We start from the raw sequence: 15522 nt of genomic DNA, 5'->3' as shown, positions 1-15522 counted from the left end.
GGACGATGGCGCTCACCCCGGCACCGCCCGGAACAGCAGCACGGTCCGCCCCGGCACGGTGAGTTCGCCGCCGGCCGCGCACGTCGCCCGCTCCGGCGGCGGTTCGGCCTCCCCGTCCGGCGGCGGTTCGGTCGAGGTGTCCACCAGGAGCTCGTAGGAACCGGCCCACGGCAGGCCGGGCAGGACCACCGTCCGGGGCGCGGCGTCGGCGTGCAGCACGGCGAGGAAGCTGTCGTCGGTGACCCGGACGCCGCGGGCGTCGCGCTGCGGGATGTCGTTGCCGGAGAGGTACATGGTCAACGTGGCGCCGGGTGCGTACCAGTCCGCTTCGGTCATCTCGGCGCCGTCCGCACCGAACCACGCCAGGTCGCGCAGCCCGCCGCGGTGCTGCGGGCGGCCGGAGAAGAACGCCCGGCGGCGCAGCACCGGGTGGGTGCGGCGCAGCGCGATCAGCCGGGCGGTGAGCCCGGCCAGGGCACGCCAGTGGGGGTCGGCCAGCAGCGACCAGTCCACCCAGCCGGTCGGGTTGTCCTGGCAGTAGGCGTTGTTGTTGCCGTGCTGGGTGCGGCCCATCTCGTCGCCGGCCACCAGCATCGGCACGCCGGTGGACAGCAACAAGGTGGTCAGCAGGTTGCGGAGCTGGCGGCGGCGCAGCGCGGTGACGTCCGGGGCGTCGGTCTCGCCCTCGGCGCCGCAGTTGAAGGACCGGTTGTCGTGGGTGCCGTCCCGGTTGTCCTCGCCGTTGGCCTCGTTGTGCTTGTGCTCGTAACTGACCAGGTCGCGCAGGGTGAACCCGTCGTGCGCGGTGAGGAAGTTGACCGACGCGTACGGACGCCGGCCGCCCCAGGCGTAGAGGTCGCTCGACCCGGAGAGCCGGTAGCCCAGGTCGCGGACGTCCCCGGTGGCGCCGCGCCAGAAGTCCCGGACGGTGTCCCGGTAGCGGTCGTTCCACTCCGTCCACAGCGGGGGGAAGGCGCCGACCTGGTAGCCGCCGGAGCCGACGTCCCACGGCTCGGCGATCAGCTTGACCCGGCGCAGCACCGGGTCCTGGGCGATCACCGCGAGGAACGGCGAGAGCATGTCGACGTCGTGCATGGAGCGGGCCAGCGCGGCCGCCAGGTCGAAGCGGAAGCCGTCCACGCCCATTTCGGTGACCCAGTAGCGCAGCGAGTCGGTGATCAGCCGCAGCACGTGCGGCTGGACGACGTGCAGGGTGTTGCCGCAGCCGGTGTAGTCGGCGTAGCGGCGCGGGTCCCCCTGGAGGCGGTAGTAGCCGCGGTTGTCGATGCCGCGCAGGGAGAGGGTCGGGCCCCGTTCACCGGCCTCCGCGGTGTGGTTGTAGACGACGTCGAGGATCACCTCGATGCCGGCGTCGTGCAGCGCCCGCACCATCCGCTTGAACTCGCCGACCTGCTGCCCGCGGGTCCCGGTGGCGGCGTAACCGGCGTGCGGGGCGAAGTAGCCGAGGGAGTTGTAGCCCCAGTAGTTGCGCAGCCCCCGGCGCACCAGGTGGTCCTCGTGCGCGAACTGGTGGACCGGCAGCAGCTCGACGGCGGTCACCCCCAGCCGGGTCAGGTGCGCCAGTGCGGCCGGGTGGGCGAGCCCGGCGTAGGTGCCGCGCAGCCGCTCCGGGACGCCCGGGTGGCGCATGGTGAACCCGCGCACGTGCAGCTCGTACAGGACGGAGTCCGGCCACGGCGTCTTCGGGCGCCGGTCGTCCCGCCACTCGTCCTGCCCGTCGTCCTCCTCGCCGACCACCACGCCCTTGGGGACGTACGGTGCCGAGTCGCGGTCGTCCCGCACGGTGTCGGCGACCTGCTGCTCGGGCCAGTCGCGGACGTGCCCGTACAACGGGGCGGGCAGCGCCGGACCGCCCGGGCCGGTCTCGGTGCGGGCGCCGAAGTCCCCGTCCACGGCCCGGGCGTACGGGTCCAGCAGCAGTTTCGCCGGGTTCCAGCGGGCGCCGGTCCAGGGGTCCCAGCGGCCGTGCACTCGGTAGCCGTAGCGCTGCCCGGGGTGGACGCCGGGCAGGAAGCCGTGCCAGATCTCGTGGGTCAGCTCGGTGAGGGGGTGGCGCATCTCCGCCCCCTCGTCGTCGAAGAGGCACAGCTCGACGGCCTCGGCGCCGCCCGCCCACAGGGCGAAGTTGGTGCCCGCCGCCCCGTCCGGCCCGGTGCGGTAGCGGGCCCCCAGGGGCGTCGGGGTGCCGGGGCGGACGTCCGCGGGCGGGGCGAGCGGTTCGTCCGCCACCGCCTCCTGCTCGGGTGCGCTGGACACGTGCCGGCCTCCTGCGGCTCAAGGGCTCGTCGGGCGGCGGCGTCCGGGCCCGGGGGAGCCTTCCCCGCGCGAGCCGGGGGAGTGTCCCGGCCGGGTCCGGGGCCGTCGCCCGCGGTGCGGTGCATGAGGGTGCACCGTTGTTCTGCCCGCAACCGGGCGTTGCCTCACGCTTTCCGTCGTCGCGGACTCCCGTTGCCGCAGAGCGGCGCGGGCGGGCCCGGCGTGCGCCCCGCGCGCCCGCCCGGCCCACGGGACGGCGCAGCGATGACATTCCGTTTCGCGGCATACCGCCCAACTTGCGAATCATCCGTCACAATCCGGCGTATGACCGGCCATCACCAGCACCGACCAGGGGACGACACCGGCGGCCGCACCGCGGACCGCGCACCGGCGGCCGGCCGCGCGCCCCGCGGCACGACGACGCACCCGCCGTCCCGCCTCCGCCGCGCCGCCCGCACCCTGCTGGTCGTGCTCACCGGCGTGGCGGCGCTGGCCGGCTGCGGCGACCGGGACGTCCTCTTCGGCGGCGGACCGCCCAGCCCCGAGGAGATGATCCGGATCCTCCCGGGCGACGGCGCGCGCGGCGTACGGGCCAACGGGCGCCTGGAGGTCCGGGTCCCGGACGGCAAGCTGGAGCGGGTCGAGGTCAGCCGCACCGGCAGCGCCGGCCGGCAGCCGGTCGCCGGCCGGATCTCCCGGGACGGCACGATCTGGCGGCCGATCACCGACTCCCTCGAACTCGCCTCCCAGTACACCGTCGACGCGGTCGCCCGCGACGACACCGGCCGCCGCACCACCCGGCACACCACCTTCAAGACCTTCTCGCCCCCGCACCGGGTCATCGGCTACTACTCGCCGGAGAGCGGCGCCACGGTCGGTACCGGCCTGATCTTCTCGCTGGTCTTCAACCGGCCGGTCCTGGACCGCGCGGCGGTGGAACGCGCGGTCACCGTCAGCGCCCGCCCCGCCGTCGAGGTCGCGCCGCACTGGTTCGGCCCCCGAAGGCTGGACTTCCGGCCCCGCGAGCGCTGGCGGCCGGGCACCCGCCTCACCGTCGACCTGCGCCTGCGCGAGGTGCGCACCGGGCCGGGCGCCTACGGGATCCAGCGCAAGACCCTCCACTACCTGGTGGGCCGCGACCAGGTCAGCACCGTCGACGCGGCCCGGCACACGCTGACCGTCCGCCGCGACGGCCGGGTGGTGGCCACCCTCCCGGTCACCGCCGGCAACGCCGAGAACCCCACCTACAACGGGACGATGGTGATCCTGGAGCGGCACGCGGTGACCCGGATGGACGGCGACACCGTCGGCTTCGGCACCGAGTACGACATCCCGGACGTGCCGCACGCCATGCGGCTGACCCGGTCCGGCACCTTCCTGCACGGCAACTACTGGGCGCGGCCGGAGGTCTTCGGCGGCCTCAACACCAGCCACGGCTGCGTCGGACTGCGGGACGTCCGCGGCGGCGGCCCGGACACCCCCGCCGGCTGGCTCTACCGGAACTCGATCGTCGGCGACACGGTGGAGGTCCGCAACTCCCCGGACCGCACCGTCGCCCCCGACAACGGCCTGGGCGGCTGGAACCTGCCGTGGGCGGCCTGGCGGGCGGGCAGCGCGCGGCACTGAACCGGCCCGCGCCCGCGCGCGAGCGCAACACCCCCCGGCGCTCGTACGCATGCCCGCGCGGCCACCCGCGGCCCGGGACTAAACCCCTGTCCCCAGGGGGAGTTCACTGTCGGTGCGGTGTGGTTATCTAGCGGCACGCACCCGGCCGACAGCGTCCGGGCGCGGGGCACCGCGGGCCGTGCGAGGGGGAAGGGGCCAGTCGTGAACGTCCGATCGATGGCGGGGGAGCCGGAGTACCGGCGGCGGGTGCGCCGCCCGGGCGCGCCACTCGCCCTGTTGCTCGCTCCGCTACTGCTGTTGCTCGCCGCCTGCGGGGGCGACAGCGGCGCAGCGCCCTCCCGGCGGACCGGGGAGGACGCCGCCGCCTCACGGGCCGCCGTGGTGATAGCCCCCCGGGACGGCTCCCGCGACGTGACGACGAGCGGCGCGCTGCGGGTGACCGCCCAGAAGGGCAAGCTGCGCTCCGTGAGGGTCACCGACGCCAAGGGCCACGCGGTCGACGGGAAGATATCCGGCGACGGCGCCCAGTGGCAGCCCGCCGGCCACCTCGGCGCCTCGACGCGGTACACCGTCGACGCGGTCGCGGTGGACGATCGGGGCCGACAGGCCGCCGAGCACGCCACGTTCACCACGCTCGTCCCGAAGAACACCTTCATCGGCCAGTACACCCCGGAGAACGGCCAGCGGGTCGGTGTCGGGATGCCGGTCTCGATCCGCTTCACCCGCGGCATCACCGACCCCCGGGCCGTGGAGCGGGCCGTCACCGTCACGGCGCGGCCCGCCGTCCCGATCGCCGGCCACTGGTTCGGCAACGACCGCCTCGACTTCCGCCCGGAGAAGTACTGGGCGCCCGGCACCAAGGTCACCCTCCGGCTCGACCTCGACGGCGTCGAGGGCCGCCCCGGCGTCTACGGCACCCAGGCCAAGGAGGTCTCGTTCACCGTCGGCCGCAGCCAGGTGAGCACCGTCGACGCCCGGTCGAAGCAGATGACCGTGGTCCGCGACGGCAAGACCCTGCGGACCGTCCCGATCACCGCCGGCGCCCCGGGCACCGAGACCTACAACGGCCAGATGGTGATCAGCGAGAAGCACCCGGTGACGCGGATGAACGGCCAGACCGTCGGCTACGGCGGCGAGTACGACATCAAGGACGTCCCGCACGCCATGCGGCTGAGCACCTCCGGCACCTTCATCCACGGCAACTACTGGTCGGGCCGGGCGGCGTTCGGCACCCGCAACGCCAGCCACGGCTGCGTCGGCCTCTACGACCAGCGCGGCGGCGGCGACCCGGACACCCCGGCGGCCTGGTTCTACCGGAACTCCCTCATCGGCGACGTGGTCATCGTCAAGAACTCCCACGACCGCACCGTCCAGCCGGACAACGGCTTCGGCGACTGGAACCTCTCCTGGGAGAAGTGGCGCTCCCGGTGAGGCGGCGGCCCGAGCGGAAGGCCGGCCGGTGGCGGGGCGGCGCGCGACGTTAACGCGTACTAACCTGCCGGCATGACTGTGCATCTTGAGGTCGCCGACGGCGTCGGCACCATCCGCCTGGACCGCCCGCCGATGAACGCCCTGGACGTCGCCACCCAGGACCGGCTCCGCGCACTCGCCGAGGAGGCGAGCCGCCGGGACGACGTCCGCGCCGTCGTGCTCTGGGGCGGCGAGAAGGTGTTCGCGGCCGGGGCGGACATCAAGGAAATGCAGGCCATGGACCACGCCGCCATGGTGGTGCGGTCCAAGGAGCTCCAGGACTCCTTCACGGCGGTGGCCCGGATCCCCAAGCCGGTGGTCGCCGCGGTCACCGGCTACGCCCTCGGCGGCGGCTGCGAACTCGCGCTCTGCGCCGACTTCCGGATCGCCGCCGAGAACGCCAAGTTGGGCCAGCCCGAGATCCTGCTCGGCCTGATCCCGGGCGCCGGCGGCACCCAGCGCCTGGCCCGCCTGGTGGGTCCGTCCAAGGCCAAGGACCTGATCTTCACCGGCCGTCACGTCAAGGCCGCGGAGGCGTTGGCCATCGGCCTGGTGGACCGGGTGGTGCCCGCCGACGAGGTCTACGCGCAGGCGCACGCCTGGGCGGCGCGGCTGGCGGCCGGGCCGGCGTTGGCACTGCGGGCCGCCAAGGAGTCCGTCGACGCCGGCCTGGAGGCGGACATCGACACCGGGCTGACGATCGAACGCACCTGGTTCGCCGGGCTGTTCGCCACCGAGGACCGGGAGATCGGCATGCGCAGCTTCGTCGAGGAAGGCCCGGGCAAGGCCCAGTTCCGCTGAGCCGTGACCAAGTTCTGCTGAGGTCAATGGTGTTGATGGGATGTTTGGGGTTTGGCCGGTACGCCATGCCTCGTGTGGGCGAATTGCGGAAAACTTAATTACGCCTTAAAGAGGCCGGGTTGACGACTCCTGGTGGTCCGTCGCCCGTTCGAGGTCTGTGCAGGTCAGCGCCGTGTGGTCGCCCCCGGCTGCCGTTGGCATATGTCGCGCGGGGGGTGTGGAGCCACTGATTCCGGACAACGGATTCCCGAGGTTCCGCCCCCCGGTGCGGTAAGGGGCGGCCATTATGGAGGGCATGGCGGGCCTCGAAGGAATGGAGCAGCCGCAGCCGCGGAGTGAGGCGGCTGCCGCGCACGGGGAGTGCCCCGGTGTCGACGCGGAGACGGTCCCGGCCCCGGTCGGTCCGGCACCTGCCGCCCCCGACCTGGTCGGCGATCCGACCCTGGGCGAGGTCAGACTCCCCTCGCGCCCCCAGTCCGCGCGCACCGCGCGCCGGTTGACCGCCGCCATCCTCCTCAAACAGTGGACCCTCTCGCCGCAGCTCGCCGAACACGCGGTGCTCCTCGTCTCCGAGCTGGTCGGCAACGCGGTGCGGCACACCGGGGCCCGCACCTTCGGGCTGCGGATACTGCGCCGTCGCGGCTGGATCCGGGTGGAGGTGCGCGACCCCTCGCGCGGACTGCCCTGTCTGATGCCGGTCCAGGCGCTGGACGTCAGCGGCCGGGGGCTCTTCCTCGTCGACAAACTCTCGGACCGCTGGGGCGTGGATCTGCTGCCGCGCGGCAAGACGACCTGGTTCGAGGTCCGGGTCAACGACCGCTGACCCGGCCGGCCGCCCCTCGGGAAACGGCACTGGACCCCTCCCGTGAACGGGACTGGGGCCCTCCCGCGGGATGCCGCGGGGTGAGCCCCAGTGCCCGGCCGTGCGCGGGCGGAAGGGGTAGCCCGCGCGGCCGGCGGCGACCGGCCCGCCGTCGGCGGGGGCGCCGCGGACGACTATGGCAGGCCGGACCGCCGACGACCAAAGCCGACACATCGGGCATAAGGGGGCGCATCGGGATCAAATTCGGCGCGTTCTCGGGTGAGCTATGCCACCGCCGTCGCCCGGCGCCGGCGATCCGTAGGATAAGAGGTTCCCGACGACACGGACCGACAGCGAGGGGGAGGGACCATGCACCGGCTGCGCCGCTCGGCGACGCTGACCCTGCTGCTCCTCCTCGCGGTCGCCTTCGGACCGTTGCTGTGCCGGATCGGCGGCGACCAGGCATGGCTCGCCGGCCGCGCGGCCGCCGCCGCCGAGACCTGGCGGACCGGCCCCGCGGGCCCCGCGGGCCCCGCCGCGGCGTCCGCCGCGCGCCCCGCCGCCACCGCGCCGATCGCGGTGGCCGACGCCGTCAAGAACTGCTCCGGGCGGCACGCCCCGAGCCAGGGCGAGGCCGCCCCGCTGCCCGCCCCGCACCGCGCCGAGCTGCCCGCCCCGGACGCCACCGCCCCGGGGCCGCTCGCCGCCGACCTCCCCCACCGGTTCGCGCTGGCCCGCCCGCCCACCGGCGCCGCACCGGCCACGGACCACACCGCACTCCTGCCCGTACTGCGGATATAGGACGCCCGGCCGGCACTCCGGCCGCCCGCCCGTCCACACCCCTCCCGTACGACAGGAGCTTTCGCATGCCCACGTCCGCCTCACCCACCCGCAAGGTCGCCGCCGTCGGTGCGGTCCTCGCGCTCGTCGTCGCGGTGATCGCCATCGCCGTCGCGGTCGGCAAGGCCGTCGAGAACGGCCGGGACGCCTCCGCCGCGCCCACCGCCCCCGGAGCCGCCTCCGTCGAGCCGCAGGAGGACGCCGGACAGCAGAAGCTGTACGACGACCTCGCCGCCCGCACCAGCCGGCGCACCGCCGGTGACCCGCTCGCCGTCGGCAAGCCGGACGCCCCAGTCGTCCTCGTCGAGTACGCCGACTACCAGTGCTCGTTCTGCGGCCGGTTCACCCGGGAGACCCAGCCCGCGCTGGTCAAGAAGTTCGTCGACGCCGGCACCCTGCGCATCGAGTTCCGCAACTTCCCGGTCTTCGGCGCCGACTCCGAGCGCGCCGCCCGCGCCTCCTGGGCCGCCGGCCAGCAGGGGAAGTTCTGGCAACTGCACGACGAGCTCTACGCCGAGACCCGCAAGGGCGACGCGCTCGCCGAGGACAAGCTGGTCGAACTGGCCCGCACCGCCGGCGTCCCGGACCTGGCGAAGTTCCGGGCCGACCTCGGCGGCCCCGCGGCCCAAGCGGCGCTGAAGAAGGACCAGGACGAGGGCTACCAACTGGGCGTGCAGTCCACCCCGTCCTTCCTGGTCAACGGCCGGCCGATCGCCGGGGCGCAGGAGACCCAGGTCTTCGAGCAGGCGATCGAGCAGGCCGCTGCGCAGGCCGGCAAGTCCGGGAAGCACGGCGGTGCGGGGGCCGGGAAGTGACCACCGACATCGGCTACCTCGCCGCCTTCCTGGGCGGCGCACTGGCGCTGGTCAGCCCGTGCAGCGCCCTGCTGCTCCCGGCGTTCTTCGCGTACTCGCTGGCCAGCCCGGGCCGGCTGCTGGCCCGCACCGGGGTGTTCTACCTGGGGCTGGCCACCACGCTGGTGCCGCTGGGCGCGGCCAGCACGGCCGCCAGCCGGCTCTTCAACGGCCACCGCGACCTGCTGATCGCGGTCGGCGGCTGGGTCGTCATCGCGCTGGGACTGGCCCAGATCCTCGGCCTCGGCTTCGCCTCCCGGCGGGCCCAGGCGGCGGCCGCCCGGATCACCCCGCGCACCGCCCTGTCCACCTTCCTGCTCGGCTGCGTCTACGGTCTGGCCGGCTTCTGCGCCGGACCGATCCTCGGGGCGGTGCTGACCGTGACGGCGGTCAGCGGCTCCCCGCTCTACGGCGCCTCGATGCTCGCGGTCTACGCGCTGGGCATGGCGCTGCCGCTGTTCCTGCTGGCCCTGCTCTGGGACCGTTTCCGGCTCGGCACCCGGGGCTGGCTGCGCGGCCGCGAGCTGACCCTGGGCCGGCTGCGGCTGCACACCACGTCGCTGATCTCCGGACTGTTCTTCCTCGGCATCGGCGTGCTGTTCCTGAGCTTCAACGGGACCAGCGCGCTGCCGGGGATCCTGGACGCGGACACCGAGGCCGACCTGGAGGGCTGGGCCGCCCGGCTGGGCAACGGCGTACCGGACGCGGTGCTGCTCGCCCTCGCGGCGCTGGCCGTCGCCGCGGTCCTCGGCCGGATCGCCCTGCGGCCGGAACGCAAACCCGGCGGCGCCGAGGACCCCGGCCATGACCCGTCGGACACGCCCTAGGCGCCGCTAAGCGCTCAGCCGCCGGTGCCAGCCCGGGTGCGGCCGGGGGCGCGGGCGGGCGTGCGGGCGGACGTGCGGATGCTGCGCGTCCGCCCGGCGCCGGCGGTCGTTGCACAGCAGGCACTTGCCGTAGCCCGCCGGCAGCGGGTCTTCGGGGTCGCCGTGGAGCGGGTCCACCGCGCCGTTGGGGTGCAGTGCGCACCCCGTCGGGCCGGTGGTCAGGGCCCCCAGCGAACTGGCGGCGGTCAGCGCCTGGCGCAGGACGTCGACGAGGTGGTCGGCGTCGCGCCGGGACGGCGCCGCGCGCAGGGCGGAGGCGAGGTCGGAGGCAGTGGTCAGCGCGGTCTGGAGTTCGTGCAGGCGTGCGTCACCCATGCCGTGGAGAGTAAGCGGCCCCACTGACAGTTGATCTTCCGATCGCACTTCGTGGCTTCCCATGGCCGCATGCATGCCCGCTGCGGCCCACGGTTTAGCACCGGGCCGGTGACCGCTCCCTGGCCGGCGCATGACCGGACGGTGCGGGGCGCGACCGAGCGCGCCCCGCCCGGCTCAGGGCGCGAGCGGCAGGGCGCGCTTGTGGGCGGTGAGGCGGTACCGCCGCACGATCGCCTCGAAGGCGGCGTCCTCGACGGGCCGGCCCTCCAGGAAGTCGTCGATCTGGTCGTAGGTGACACCGAGGGCGTCCTCGTCGGGCTTGCCCGGGTCGAGGGTCTCCAGGTCGGCGGTCGGGACCTTGTGGACCAGTTCGGCCGGGGCGCCGAGCGCCTCGGCGACGGCCCGCACCCGGCGCTTGGTCAGCCCGGTCAGCGGGACCACGTCGGCCGCGCCGTCGCCGAACTTGGTGAAGAAGCCGGAGACCGCCTCGGCCGCGTGGTCGGTGCCCACGACCAGGCCGTTCTCCGCGCCGGCCACCGCGTACTGGGCGATCATGCGCTGCCGGGCCTTGATGTTGCCGTGCACGAAGTCCTGGTGGTGCGCGTCGCGGAAGGCGACGCCCCCGGCCACGGCCGCGGCCAGCGCCGCGTCACTGGCCGGCCGGACGTCCACGGTCAGCAGCCGGTCGGCCCGGAGGAACTCCACCGCCCGCTGCGCGTCCTTCTCGTCGGCCTGCTCCCCGTAGGGCAGCCGCATCGCGAAGAACGTCGCGTCGTGCCCCTCGGCGCGGGCCCGCTCCACCGCGAGCTGGCAGAGCCGGCCCGCGGTGGTGGAGTCGACCCCGCCGCTGATGCCCAGCACCAGCGAGCGCAGGCCCGTGGAGGTGAGCTGCGCTGTGAGGAAGGACACCCGGCGCTCGATCTCCCGTGTGGCGTCGAACTCCGCGGGCACCTGGAGTTCGCGGGCTATCTCCTGTTGCAGGGCCTTGGCCGCCGGGTCCGTCACGGGTGTTCCTCCACGCTCTTCGTCACGCACTGTCCGCCAGCCGCGCGATCGTGTCACGCGGAGTGTCCGCCAGGCGCATCCGGGTACTGCCGGAGAAGTTTATGCGGGATGCGCCCACTTCTTGAGCTCGGCATGGCTGCCGAAAGCCGCGACGTCCTTGTCGAGGGGCGAGTCGGTGTACTGGTGGATGCGCCACTTCGCCTTGATCCGCGGATGCCCGGCGGCGACGTAGTCGGCGATCCACAGTCCGTCCGCCGCGTACGACGTGTGGTCGCGGTTCAACCAGAAGTCACGGTTGCAGTAGAGCAGCACGCGGTGGGTGGGCCGGAGCTTCTTGACCTCCAGTAGGAACTGGTCCTTCTGCGCGTTGCTGGCGTAGGTGCCGGCACCGGTGGTCTCCCAGTCGGCGGCCAGCACGTCGCCCTGGGCCGAGGCGCACTTCTCCACGAAATAGCGGGCCTGGGCGGCGATGTTGCCCGGCCACAGGAAGTGGTAGAAGCCGACCACGGCGCCCGCCTCGCGGGCCCGTGCCGCCTGGGCGGACTGGTGCGGATTGACGTAGGAACGGCCTTCGGTGGCCTTGATGAAGACGAAGTCCAGACCCTTGGCGGAATATCCGGTGTTGTAGGAGCTGACATCGACACCGTGCAGCATGAGCGGCCCCCTGTCCGTCGGAGTTTCGGAATGCGAAGCGTCATCTGCTCGAAGTGGCAGTCGCCCCCTCAGCAGTTCAGCATGTTCACGACCGGAGACGCCAGATCGCCGCGCCGAAGTTCCGCTGGGCGCCGGCGAGTTGAGTAACGTACGGCACGGATGGGGCGGGAGGTGTGCAAGGGGCGGGAGTCCGGTTACACGGCGGGCGTCCGGCCGTTCAGGCCCGCTCGTTCCCCCGGGGCCCCGTGCGCAGGCGCAGCCCGATGCCGCCGAGCGCCCGGCGCACGGCCCGGGCCCGGCGGGTGGTCCGCAACTCCTCGAACAGCACCTGGTAGCGCGCGGCGGCCGGCCCCGGGCCGTGCCGGCGGGCGCTCTCCAGCGCGGCCGCCCCCAGGGCCCGCCGGCGCTCCGGGTCCTCGACCAGGTCCAGCAGCGCCCCGGCCAGTGCCCGCCCGTCGTCGCACGGCACCAGCACCCCGCCACCGCCCTGGAGGAGCTCCGTGGGGCCCGGCGGCCGGCCGGTGCCGACGACCGGGACGCCGCGCAGCATCGCCTCGACCAGGGCCGGGCCGGACGCCTCGGCGTCCGAGGCCGAGGCGGCGATGGACGCCCCGGCGAACTCCGCGCCGTCCGGTGACCGCGGCCCGGCCAGCTCGGCCCGGTCGGCCAGCCCGAGGCCGTCGATCAGGCTCCGCAGCCGGGCGCGTTCGGGGCCCTCGCCGTGAATCCGCAGCCGCCAGTCGGGGTGCTTGGCGCAGACCGCGGAGAACGCCTCGACCAGCAGGTCGAAGCGCTCGTCGGGGGCCAGCCGGCCGGCCGCGACGATGGTCCGCGGGGCGGTGTCGGCAGCTGCCCCGGGGACGGGCTCGGGCGCGGAGGCGGCCGCGGTGTCGGGGCGGGCGCCGTTCGCCGGCGGGCCGGGCGGATCCGCGGGCGGCGGGACGACGGCCGGTGCCGCCAGCACCCGCACGCCGGGCAGCGGCCGTCGGGTCCGCCAGTGGGCCGCCGCCTCGGCGGTGGTCACCAGGGCGTCCAACGCCCGGTAGGAGTGGGCGAGTTCGGCCCGCAGCAGGTCCTCGTGCGCGTCGTGACGGGGCGCCTCCTGGGCGATCCGGAGGGCGCGGCGGGGGCCGAAGCGGGCCAGGTAGGCGTTGATCCCGGGGCGGGTGCCGATCAGTACGTCGGCGTCGGTGCCGCGCAGGAACTCCGCGGCCCGCAGGTCGACCAGCCGGCTGTACTGGTGGTGGCGCCGGTCGGCGGTCGGGAAGTCCAGCGCCGGTTCGCCGAACAGCGGGTGCGCCATGTCGTCGCTGCCCACCCGGGTGTCCACCAGCGGCACCAGCCGCAGCCGGGGGTCCACCGCGCACCGCGGGACCTCGCGGTGCCGCAGCATCGAGACCACTTCGACGTCGTGCCGGTCGGCGAGCGCGGCGGCCAGGGCGAGGGCGGCGCGCAAGGGGGCGCCGACGGCGTAGGCGTTGTGCAGCAGGAGCGTGATCTTCATGCGGTGTCTTCCGGGTGGTGCGCCCACGGGTGGCCCGGGCGGTGCCCGGTGCCGGGCCGTCGTACTGCCGGCCGGACCGGTTCCGCGGCCGGTCCCCGCGGTCGGCCCGTCCGGCACCGGCCACCGTGGCGGGAGCGGGTAAGTCGAGGACGTGGCCCGGGTGAGAGACGGGTAAGAATGCGCCCCGCGGGCCGTCCGTCCGGGGGGACCGCACCCGCCCGCGGGAGCCCTTGGCAGACTTGCCGGGTGACTCACTCCGTGCTGCTCGCCGAGGACGACCGCCCCATCCGCACCGCGCTGGAACGCGCCCTGACCCTGGAGGGGTACCGCGTCACCGCCGTCGCCGACGGCATCCAGGCGCTGGCCGCCGCCCACCGCGAGCGGCCCGACGTCATCCTGCTGGACGTGATGATGCCGGGGATCGACGGGCTCCAGGTCTGCCAGGTGCTGCGCGCCGAACAGGACCGCACCCCGATCCTGATGCTGACCGCCCGGGTCGAGACCGCGGACCGGATCGCCGGCCTGGACGCCGGCGCCGACGACTACGTGGTCAAGCCGTTCGAGGTCGAGGAGGTCTTCGCCCGCCTGCGGGCGCTGCTGCGGCGCACCGCGCCGCCGGCCGGGGACGGCACCGGGACCGGTGAGGCCGGAGAGGGCCACGACCCCCGGGCGGCCGACAGCGGGCTCGTCGAGGCGGCCGACCTGCGGATCGACGGCCCCTCGCGGCGCGCCTGGCGCGGGACGCGCGAACTGGAGCTGACCCGCACCGAGTTCGAACTCCTGGAGCTGCTGGCCCGCAACGCCGGCATCGTCCTGGACCACTCCACGATCTACGACCGGATATGGGGCTACGACTTCGGCCCCGGCTCGAAGAACCTCGCGGTGTACGTCGGCTACCTCCGGCGGAAGGTCGACGTGCCGGGCAGCCGCCCGCTGATCCACACGGTGCGCGGCGTCGGCTACGTCCTCCGGGAGGACTGAGTGTCCGGGCGCCGCATCCCCCTCGTCCGGCCGTCGGCGGTCCGCCGGGCCGCGCGGTGGTCGGCGGCCTGGTTGCGCGCCCGCAAACCGGCCAGCCTGCGCACCTCCTTCGCGCTGGCCTTCGCCGCCGGCGCCGCCGGGGTGACCGTCCTGGTCGGCTTCCTCAGCTACGACTCGGCGGCCCGGCTGGTGCGGTTGGACGAGAAGTCCGTCTTCTCCGAGGTCGTCCGCGACCTGCGGGCCCAGGTGCGGGAGCGCCCGTACGTCCCCGCCGACTACACCGCCGACGCCGCCGCCGACTCCGGTGGGCCGCGCGACGAACTCGCCGGCGCCAGCCGCACCGACGTCCAGGTCCTGTCCGCCGGCGGGCGGATCGTCGAGGTCGGGCACCCCGCGCTGCCGGCCGGGGACCGCGAACGGCGGGTGGCCGCCCGGCCGGCCGCCGGGGACCACGAGGAGCGGGTGGTCGTCCTCGGCGACGCGGAGTACCACGTCGCCACCGTGGCGCTCGGCGGCGGGCGCGGCGCCGTCCAGGTCGCCCGCAAGCTCAGCGGCACCGAGGACCTGCTCTCCGCGCTCCAGCAGCGCACCGTGCTGCTGGCCGCCGGGGTGATCGCGCTGGCCGGCGCGGTCGGCTGGTGGCTGGCCCGCCGCATCACCGGGCGGCTGGTCCGGCTGACCGCGGTCGCCGAGAGCGTCGCCGCACGCGGTCGGGTGGACGTCGACGTGCCCGTCGAGGGGCGGGACGAGGTCGGCCGGCTCGGCCGGGCCTTCGACGACATGCTCGGGCGGCTGACCACCGCGGTCCACGACCAGCAGCGGCTCGTCCAGGACGCCGGACACGAACTGCGCACCCCGTTGACCTCGCTGCGCACCAACATCTCGCTGCTCAAACGGTTCGACGAGCTGCCGGCACCGGCCCGCGAGGAGCTGCTCGCCGACCTGGCCGGCGAGGCCAGGGAGCTGACCGACCTGGTCAACGAACTGGTCGCGCTGGCGGCCGGGCAGCGCGACGACGATCCGGCGTCGGACGTCCACCTGGCCGAAGTCGCCGACCGCGCGGCCGCCTCGGCCCGCCGCCGCACCGGCCGGCCGATCACCGTCCGCACCGAGCGCCCGGCGGTCGTGCAGGGGCGCCCGGCGGCCCTGCACCGGGCGCTCAGCAACCTGCTGGAGAACGCCGCCAAGTTCGACGCCGAGGGCACCGCGCCCATCGACATCGTCGTCACCGGGGCCCGCGTCGAGGTCCTGGACCGCGGCCCGGGCATCGCCGACAGCGACCTGCCCTACGTCTTCGACCGCTTCTACCGGGCACCGGCCGCCCGGGGCCTGCCTGGTTCGGGGCTCGGCCTGGCCATCGTCCGGGAGGTCGCGGTCGCGCACGGCGGCGGTGCCTTCGCCGCCGCCCGCCCCGGCGGCGGCGCCCGGCTGGGCTTCACGGTGGGCGCGGCCGGCCCGGAACCGGCCTCCGACGGGACGGCCGGCGGCACCGGTGGCCCGCGGTGA

At 74.7% G+C, this 15522-nt stretch carries 14 protein-coding genes; 9 read left to right on the top strand and 5 right to left on the bottom strand.

The genetic code is table 11. From position 1 onward, the window contains the following. Positions 1-12: 12 nt before the first annotated feature. Positions 13-2277 (bottom strand): glycogen debranching protein GlgX, encoded by a 2265-nt coding sequence (gene glgX, locus ACLJT4_RS18455; protein ID WP_411123357.1) that lies wholly within the window; start codon positions 2275-2277, stop codon positions 13-15. A gap of 324 nt (positions 2278-2601) precedes the next feature. Between glgX and ACLJT4_RS18450 the strand changes: the two genes are divergently transcribed. From ACLJT4_RS18450 to ACLJT4_RS18420, 7 genes are all read left to right on the top strand, one after another. Further along, the gene (locus ACLJT4_RS18450) at positions 2602-3903 is read left to right on the top strand and encodes an Ig-like domain-containing protein (protein WP_411123356.1); all 1302 of its coding nucleotides are present in this window, start codon (positions 2602-2604) and stop codon (positions 3901-3903) included. 201 nt (positions 3904-4104) lie between these two features. Continuing rightward, on the top strand, positions 4105-5334 hold the full coding sequence (locus ACLJT4_RS18445; RefSeq protein WP_411123355.1) for a L,D-transpeptidase: 1230 nt from the start codon (positions 4105-4107) through the stop codon (positions 5332-5334). Between the two features lie 72 nt (positions 5335-5406). Continuing rightward, the gene (locus ACLJT4_RS18440; protein WP_233658394.1) at positions 5407-6174 is read left to right on the top strand and encodes an enoyl-CoA hydratase/isomerase family protein; all 768 of its coding nucleotides are present in this window, start codon (positions 5407-5409) and stop codon (positions 6172-6174) included. A gap of 295 nt (positions 6175-6469) precedes the next feature. Further along, entirely contained in the window at positions 6470-6997 is a 528-nt protein-coding gene (locus tag ACLJT4_RS18435; protein WP_411123354.1) for an ATP-binding protein, read from the top strand. Positions 6998-7345: 348 nt separating this feature from the next. Further along, positions 7346-7777: a hypothetical protein gene (locus ACLJT4_RS18430; protein ID WP_411123353.1), complete on the top strand. Its 432-nt coding sequence runs from the start codon at positions 7346-7348 to the stop codon at positions 7775-7777. A gap of 65 nt (positions 7778-7842) precedes the next feature. Further along, positions 7843-8631, top strand: coding sequence for a DsbA family protein (locus tag ACLJT4_RS18425; RefSeq protein WP_233658398.1), 789 nt, complete (start codon positions 7843-7845; stop codon positions 8629-8631). Then, entirely contained in the window at positions 8628-9497 is an 870-nt protein-coding gene (locus ACLJT4_RS18420) for a cytochrome c biogenesis CcdA family protein (RefSeq protein WP_411123352.1), read from the top strand. The genes ACLJT4_RS18425 and ACLJT4_RS18420 overlap by 4 nt, the downstream gene beginning before the upstream one ends. Positions 9498-9503: 6 nt before the next feature. Here ACLJT4_RS18420 and ACLJT4_RS18415 read toward each other — a convergent pair whose 3' ends face one another. The 4 genes from ACLJT4_RS18415 to ACLJT4_RS18400 form a co-directional block, all read right to left on the bottom strand. Continuing rightward, complete coding sequence (locus ACLJT4_RS18415) at positions 9504-9872, bottom strand: hypothetical protein (protein ID WP_411123351.1); 369 nt, start codon at positions 9870-9872, stop codon at positions 9504-9506. Positions 9873-10046: 174 nt separating this feature from the next. Continuing rightward, entirely contained in the window at positions 10047-10877 is an 831-nt protein-coding gene (nadE, locus tag ACLJT4_RS18410) for an ammonia-dependent NAD(+) synthetase (protein WP_411123350.1), read from the bottom strand. Positions 10878-10976: 99 nt separating this feature from the next. Continuing rightward, entirely contained in the window at positions 10977-11531 is a 555-nt protein-coding gene (locus tag ACLJT4_RS18405; RefSeq protein ID WP_411123349.1) for a GH25 family lysozyme, read from the bottom strand. Positions 11532-11748: 217 nt separating this feature from the next. Further along, the gene (locus tag ACLJT4_RS18400; protein ID WP_411123348.1) at positions 11749-13035 is read right to left on the bottom strand and encodes a glycosyltransferase; all 1287 of its coding nucleotides are present in this window, start codon (positions 13033-13035) and stop codon (positions 11749-11751) included. A gap of 246 nt (positions 13036-13281) precedes the next feature. Here ACLJT4_RS18400 and ACLJT4_RS18395 point away from each other — a divergent pair, with 246 nt between their 5' ends. Together ACLJT4_RS18395 and ACLJT4_RS18390 are read left to right on the top strand one after the other, a co-directional pair. Continuing rightward, positions 13282-14016 (top strand): response regulator transcription factor, encoded by a 735-nt coding sequence (locus ACLJT4_RS18395; protein WP_411123347.1) that lies wholly within the window; start codon positions 13282-13284, stop codon positions 14014-14016. Next, positions 14017-15522: an ATP-binding protein gene (locus ACLJT4_RS18390; RefSeq protein ID WP_411123346.1), complete on the top strand. Its 1506-nt coding sequence runs from the start codon at positions 14017-14019 to the stop codon at positions 15520-15522. It begins immediately after the preceding gene.

The organism is Streptomyces sp. x-19 (genome assembly GCF_046549115.1).
GTDB classification, from domain to species: Bacteria; Actinomycetota; Actinomycetes; order Streptomycetales; family Streptomycetaceae; genus Streptomyces; species Streptomyces albulus_C.
This window is presented reverse-complemented; position numbering and strand designations above follow the sequence as displayed.

Bases quoted from the DNA above. Each gene is read 5' to 3' on its own strand.
- ACLJT4_RS18450 (WP_411123356.1), top strand. From the start codon at position 2,602: ATGACCGGCCATCACCAGCACCGACCAGGGGACGACACCGGCGGCCGC.
- ACLJT4_RS18440 (WP_233658394.1), top strand. From the start codon at position 5,407: ATGACTGTGCATCTTGAGGTCGCCGACGGCGTCGGCACCATCCGCCTG.
- ACLJT4_RS18435 (WP_411123354.1), top strand. From the start codon at position 6,470: ATGGCGGGCCTCGAAGGAATGGAGCAGCCGCAGCCGCGGAGTGAGGCG.
- ACLJT4_RS18430 (WP_411123353.1), top strand. From the start codon at position 7,346: ATGCACCGGCTGCGCCGCTCGGCGACGCTGACCCTGCTGCTCCTCCTC.
- ACLJT4_RS18425 (WP_233658398.1), top strand. From the start codon at position 7,843: ATGCCCACGTCCGCCTCACCCACCCGCAAGGTCGCCGCCGTCGGTGCG.
- ACLJT4_RS18415 (WP_411123351.1), bottom strand. From the start codon at position 9,872: ATGGGTGACGCACGCCTGCACGAACTCCAGACCGCGCTGACCACTGCC.
- ACLJT4_RS18405 (WP_411123349.1), bottom strand. From the start codon at position 11,531: ATGCTGCACGGTGTCGATGTCAGCTCCTACAACACCGGATATTCCGCC.
- ACLJT4_RS18400 (WP_411123348.1), bottom strand. From the start codon at position 13,035: ATGAAGATCACGCTCCTGCTGCACAACGCCTACGCCGTCGGCGCCCCC.